Annotated in this window: 5 protein-coding genes, 1 tRNA gene and 1 pseudogene; 6 read left to right on the top strand and 1 reads right to left on the bottom strand. The window is 41.1% G+C overall.

Annotation, left to right across the window (positions count from 1 at the left end; genetic code table 11):
- From EKM81_RS11660 to EKM81_RS08335, 5 genes and pseudogenes are all read left to right on the top strand, one after another.
- A pseudogene (locus EKM81_RS11660) lies at positions 1-125 on the top strand (IS30 family transposase); the annotation flags it as partial.
- Between the two features lie 317 nt (positions 126-442).
- A complete protein-coding gene (locus EKM81_RS08350) occupies positions 443-880 on the top strand; it encodes a hypothetical protein (protein ID WP_125650683.1) in 438 nt (145 codons plus the stop codon).
- A gap of 31 nt (positions 881-911) precedes the next feature.
- Positions 912-3,101 (top strand): Tex family protein, encoded by a 2,190-nt coding sequence (locus EKM81_RS08345; protein WP_125650681.1) that lies wholly within the window; start codon positions 912-914, stop codon positions 3,099-3,101.
- Positions 3,094-3,579 (top strand): SprT family protein, encoded by a 486-nt coding sequence (locus EKM81_RS08340; protein WP_125650679.1) that lies wholly within the window; start codon positions 3,094-3,096, stop codon positions 3,577-3,579. Before EKM81_RS08345 ends, EKM81_RS08340 begins: the two co-directional genes overlap by 8 nt.
- Before the next feature lie 16 nt (positions 3,580-3,595).
- Positions 3,596-3,681 (top strand) — tRNA-Leu (locus tag EKM81_RS08335).
- Positions 3,682-4,824: 1,143 nt separating this feature from the next.
- Here EKM81_RS08335 and nagB read toward each other — a convergent pair.
- Entirely contained in the window at positions 4,825-5,532 is a 708-nt protein-coding gene (nagB, locus tag EKM81_RS08330; RefSeq protein WP_125650677.1) for a glucosamine-6-phosphate deaminase, read from the bottom strand.
- A 212-nt stretch (positions 5,533-5,744) separates the two neighbouring features.
- On the opposite strand from nagB, the gene EKM81_RS08325 reads away from it, so the two are divergent.
- A complete protein-coding gene (locus tag EKM81_RS08325) occupies positions 5,745-6,362 on the top strand; it encodes an ECF transporter S component (RefSeq protein ID WP_125650675.1) in 618 nt (205 codons plus the stop codon).
- Positions 6,363-6,591 lie beyond the last annotated feature (229 nt).

The raw sequence follows: 6,591 nt of genomic DNA, 5'->3' as shown, positions 1-6,591 counted from the left end.
AAGGCCGCTCAATGCGCCAATTGACCTTAACAGGGATTCAAGCAAGCCAAAACGCTCTGAACCAAAGACCACGAAAGATTCTCAACTATCAATCGGCAATCGCAGTCCTGCCAGACTTTGATTAACCAGACCAATAACTAAGAATAGGTCGGAAGTGTTGCACTTGATTTGACAATTCGGGAAAAATAACTAATGTTTAACTAACAGTATTTCATCTGATAGTTATAATAAAAAAGGTCGTCGAATTATATTCAGTAAGTTGGTTCCGTTTATTAATGCATACTATTTAATGGATCGAGTTGCATGACTCAAAACTCAGTGACAGTTATTAAAAATCTTACCAGTGGAAAATTTTACCTAGTATAAATTCAGTTTATCGACTGTACAAGGTAATTGTCAATTTTGGTATAATAAGCATATTAAATTAAAGAGGTTAATAGCTATGGCAAATAAAATGCAGCAAAAAGCACGTCATTATAGTTTGACGATTAATCAAGTTGTTTCGCAAACTGAAAAGATTCAAGAAGAATTGGATCCACTATTTCAAAAAATCCAAAAAGCCATTAAAGATGACACAGTTGCTAGCTTAACAGCTGATGAATATCACGAAATCAAGACAACCTTTGCAGCGCGGACGGCTGACTATCAGGACTTGGCCGATGAGCTGGCAGCCGCAGTACCTCCAGCTCGATTAATGGGCAATCAGAAGTTTTTGGCAGCGGCGTATCAAGAATTCGTTGATGGTTGCCAAGCAATGACTGGCAGTTTACAGGCTGATCAATCCGTTGATCAAGCGGCGTTCTCAGCAGCGGAAGCAGCCCAAGATGCTGCTACCGATAAAATCAGTAAGTATTTACAACGAATTAGTAGCTTGATCTAGAATTCAAAAGTAATGGGGACGAAGATTTTTCATGAGTACAGAAACTTTAAATCAAACAATAGTTAAACAAACTGAAACTAACTTGGATTACGCGCCACATGGCATCAAGGCTGTTTTAGAGTTATTAAACGATGGCAATACCGTACCGTTCATTGCGCGTTATCGTAAAGAAATGACGGGTGCTCTGGATGAGGTTCAAATTCGGGCGATTGAAAGTGAATATAAGCGTTTAACAGCGCTGGCCAATCGTAAGACTGAAGTGATCCGTTCGATTACAGAACAGGGTAAACTAACGCCTGATTTACAAAAATCAATTGAAAGTGCCAGCAAATTACAAACTGTCGAGGACCTTTATTTGCCTTACAAGCAAAAGCGGAAAAGCAAGGCGACGGTTGCTCGGGCTAATGGCTTGGCACCATTGGCAGAATTAATTAAAGAACAACCGAACTATTCGAATGATCAGTGGGATGCGGCGGCCGTGAAGTATTGCGATGCGGACAAGGAATTGCCAACCACTGATGAAGTTTGGCAAGGGGTTCATGAAATTCTGGCTGATGAAATTAGTGACCAGGCGAATTTTCGGGAATTGACTCGGCGTTACACCGAACATAACGGCTCATTGACGAGTAGTTTGAAAGACGCAGATGCTGATGAGAAGCAAGTTTATCAGTTGTATTACGAATTTGCAGCACCGTTAAATAAAGTAGTGCCGCATCAAGTCTTAGCAATTAATCGTGCCGAAAAAGAGGGCGTTCTGAAGGCCGAAATTGATTTTGACCCCACACAGTTATTACAATTGATTACTAAAAAAGTAAATCGTGATCGCAATCAATTTGCTAGTGAAAAAATGGTGGCGGCGGTGGACGACGCTTACAAGCGTTTCATTGGTCCTGCAATTGAACGAGAAATTCGTGCGGACCTGAAAACCAAAGCGGATCAACAAGCAATCGCCGTTTTTGGCGAGAACTTGCGGCATTTATTGTTGCAACCACCATTGAAGGGGAAAACTGTTTTAGGATTTGATCCTGCGTATCGGACTGGTTGCAAATTAGCAGTTGTGGATGGTACCGGTAAGTTCTTAGATAAATTAGTTATTTATCCCCATAAACCAGCACCAGTTAATCAGCGTGCCCAAGCTGAAGGGCAGTTTCTTGATTTCTTAGAGAAATATCAAGTGACCATGATTGCCATTGGTAATGGGACGGCCAGCCGTGAGTCAGAACAATTTGTTGCCGCGTCTTTAAAGAAGACCAAGCGAGATGTTTATTATGTAATTGTCAATGAAGCTGGCGCCTCAGTTTATTCAGCTAGTGATAATGCTCGGGCTGAATTTCCCCAGTTGCATGTTGAAGAACGTTCAGCAGTTAGTATTGCACGGCGTCTACAAGATCCATTGTCAGAATTATTGAAAATTGATCCGAAAGCAGTCGGTGTCGGGCAGTATCAACATGACGTCAGCCAGAAAGAGTTGACGGCACAATTAGACATTGTTGTAGAGGATGTGGTCAACAATGTTGGGGTCAATTTAAATACGGCCAGTGTTGATTTACTACAACACATTTCTGGCTTTTCAGCCACTATTTCGAATAATATTGTGGCTTATCGAAATGAACATGGGAAGTTTGCAAATCGGAAAGAATTGCAAAAAGTGCCGCGTTTAGGACCCAAAACTTACCAACAAGCAATTGGCTTCTTGCGAATTATTACCGGTACAGAGCCGTTGGATAATACTGACATCCATCCAGAAAGTTACTCAATTGCTGAAAAGATTTTGAAAAAGTTGAAGATGACCAAAGCCGATTTGGGTAGTGAGATGTTGCAGACAATGTCGAAGTTACTGAATGTTACTGAGTTAAGTGAGTCCTGGTCGGTTGGTGAACAAACGCTACGTGATATTATTGCTGGATTATGTAAGCCTGGTCGTGACTTGCGTGATACTGTGGCTGCACCTTTGCTACGGCAAGATGTGCTAACAATTGAGGATTTACATCCAGGAATGGTTTTACAAGGCACGGTTCGTAATGTGGTTGATTTCGGTGCGTTTGTTGATATTGGCGTCAAGCACGATGGCTTGGTTCATATTTCGCAGCTAGCTGATCATTTTGTTAAGGATCCTGGCAAAGTCGTGGCTGTGGGCGATATTGTCAAAGTGAAGATTCTTGATGTGGACTTAAAGCGGGAGCGTGTGCAATTAAGTATGCGTGATCTCACTAATGACTGATTTTGAATTACAAAAATTAGTTGAACAAATTTCGTGGGCAGATTTTCACCGTCCCTTTGAACATCAAGCTAGATTTAATTCGCGATTAAAGACAACTGGTGGTCGCTATTTTTCTGGTGATCATCATTTGGATTTTAATCCGCGGTTTGTGGCATATCAAAATGGTGAACTTCTTCCAGACATTATTCGACATGAACTTTGTCACTATCATTTAGATTTATTGGGTTTGCCCCATGATCATCGGGCTGTGGAATTTCGTCAATTGCTTAAAGAAGTCGGTGGTCTGCGATTCGTACCACGAATTAATCCAGTGGTCACGCGCTCAAAACGAGCACAGTATCATTATCGCTGCCTCAATTGTGGAATGGATTATTGGCGACAACGGCGAATTAACACGCAACGCTATGTTTGTGGACGTTGTCGTGGTAAATTACAGCAAATCGCTATTGACCCAACTGCGAAAATCAACTATAATTAATTTTGCAGTTGTTTTTGCGGGCATGGCGGAATTGGTAGACGCGCAAGACTAAGGATCTTGTGACCCCTATAGGTCGTGGAAGTTCGAGTCTTCTTGCCCGCACTAACTAAAAGGTGTTTTGAGATCATTCTCAAAACACCTTTTTTGTTTGCTAAAAATTCAATTACAGTTTTTTACTAAAATTAATTGCTTTAGTCGATCCGTAGTTGAGTAGTGGCAGGGACCCAGCGATTCTGTGGCCCTCAAATTGTGCCAAGACTTCCCCAATTTGGACTTGGTGGTGGCTGGGCGATTAAGAGGGCGTAGAAAACGACGTGGCCGTCGATTTGAGCTTTTCTACGAAAATCTCAAATTCGAGGCTTATTGTAAGTGCTGAAGCACCAAACGTGTTCGGAGCAGCAAACGGCTATGAGTAACTGAAATAATCACTCGATCTGGTTGCACCAGCTCAAGCAATTATTTGCAGTTACTCTACGCCGAAAGACCGCTGCTCCTCACACTCTAACAATAATTTCACTGCTTCTCGCAAAATCGCTCGTACGCAAAGAACCCCCCTTCTCTGACGCCAATCGCCCAGCCACCACCAGGATAAACTAACGGGATTGCTTACCACTATTTGGAAAAACAGATTGATGTGGACTAATAGTTTGATTGACAAGTTTTATGGAGTTGGACAAATCAGTATGTTCCAGAATTAGAGATCAATTCTTAATTAGACTATTTTGACGTTACTGTTCAAATTTCATATCTGCCAAAAAGAGTTGAGTTGTCCCACAATATTTGCCTTAACCACTAGCAATAGTGAAGTGCACCACCTCAACTCCAGACGTAATGGAGGGCGTGGTTGTCAGCCAATGGGTTTGTATTTGCGTACGAGCTTGCGAGAAGCAGCCAAATTCTACTTGGCGATTTATCGCTTAGTAGAAGGCTTGTATCTAAGACAATTTGGTTTGTAATTGGCTTAGATCAACGCCGGCAGCGTTCCACAACCAAAACGCCCGCAATGTAGTCAGAACCAATTCTGTTTTGACATCCTCACTAGGTTTTAATGGTTTTGCACTTTGGTCTGTAATTGGCTCAAATCAATCCCGGCCGCGTTCCACAACCAGCAAGCCCGCAATGGCGTCAGAACCAATTCCGTTTGTTCACCGATACCAATGCTTTTGCCCTTTTTTAAATACGAAATAAAACTATTTTGAAGTCAAAAAAAGAGTCCTAGCAACCTAGAACTCCCAAAAAGATAAATTATTTAGATAATTTGCTTGCTGCTGCTTCGTCTAAAATCAAAGTAACATTAGCATGGTTTTGCAAGACACTTGCAGGTACGTGGTTAGTAACGGGACCTTCAACTGTTGCTTGAATTGCATCAGCTTTGTCTTCACCATAAGCCATTAAGATGATTTCTTTGCTCTTCATGATTGAACCGATACCCATTGAAATAGCATAACGAGGAACATCAGATTCATTTTCGAAGAAACGCGCATTAGCATCAATCGTTGATTGAGTTAAGGCAACTTTATGAGTAGGACCATCCAATGGTGAACCTGGTTCGTTAAAACCGATATGGCCATTACGACCAATGCCTAAGATTTGGATATCGATTGGGTTGTCAGCAATGACTTTTTCGTAACGTTCAACCTCAGCTTCAACGTTTTCAGCTTCGCCGTTTGGAACATAAGTTGCTTTAAATGGTTTTTTGCTGAAGAGATGTTCGTTCATGAAGTAGTGGTAGCTTTGGTCGTTGCTAGCAGGTAAGCCTACATATTCGTCAAGGTTAACTGATACCATGTTTGAGAAGTCAAGATCACTAGCAGTCATCTTATCGTACAAAGTAATTGGGGTACTACCAGTAGCTAAACCCAATACCTTGGCGTTGTTAGCCATCCCAGCTTTAATCATTTCAAAGGCAGCTTCGCCACCGGCAAGTTTATCTTTAACAATTTTAATTTGCATGATTTATATCCTCCTTGTTTGGTCTAGTCCAATTTAACGTGATTTGCGATTTTTGTCAAGTAAAGTTCAAACCGATTTAAGAAAAACGAGCCATTTTTTTATGCATTAACTTTGAAAAAAAGATAAACTCATTCTAGTTAGTTGGTTCAGTATTGACCTAGCTGTGTAGTCAGGTAAAATATAAGTACAAGTTGAAAACGAGGTGCAAAGTGATGGATAAGTCACGACAACGAGCACAGCAAATTGCGATAATTGGTATTTTTACTGCCATTTTAATATTGCAGGCAGTGGTACCATTTTTAGGTTACATTCCATTATTACCAGGATTACCAGTGATTACTTTAATGGGAATGACCGTGATGGTAGGTGCAATTTTACTAGGGCCTGCTTCAGGCGCTGTTTTAGGTTTGATTTGGGGCATCATTTCTTTAATTCGCGCCTATACTTCACCAGGGACAGTGACGTTTTTACTGTTTGCTAACCCAATTATTGCTATCGCGCCACGATTATTTGTCGGCTGGTTAGCTGGCTGGTTGCCAACGATGCTTGAACGAATCAAGTTACCGCAAGCAGTAAGCTTAGGCATTACTGGCTTTTTAGGAGCCGCTTTTAATACACTGGGGGTGGTTTTGCTAACTGGTATTTTCTATTTAAATCATAGCGCAGCACTTTTAGCCAAGCTTGGCATGCAGGGCAGTTCGCAGAATTTGTTTAAAGTTTTACTAATTGCATTGGGAGTCAATGGTTTGGCTGAAGCAATTAGCGCGATCATTATCGTGCCATTGCTGGCAATTCCTTTAAAACACGTGTGGCAGCGCCGCCAAAAGTAAGCTATGGCTATTTTTTAACAAGTTTCAACAATGATAATCATAAGTCCAGTTAACTATACAGCTCGATACCATGGCAGCGCTTTAGTTATTGATATATTGAGAAATATCACACTTTTTTTGACCGAAACGCTTGTTTTTATATTACCTACATGATAGTATAAGAGTTGTACTTTTTGAATGGTATTGGTTCGATTGTTCGCATAGACTTTCTTCCAAAAGTACCACACAG

It is taken from the genome of Lapidilactobacillus gannanensis (assembly GCF_003946675.1).
GTDB lineage: Bacteria > Bacillota > Bacilli > Lactobacillales > Lactobacillaceae > Lapidilactobacillus > Lapidilactobacillus gannanensis.
Note: the sequence above shows the minus strand (reverse complement) of the source record. Positions and strands in the feature narration are given on the sequence as shown.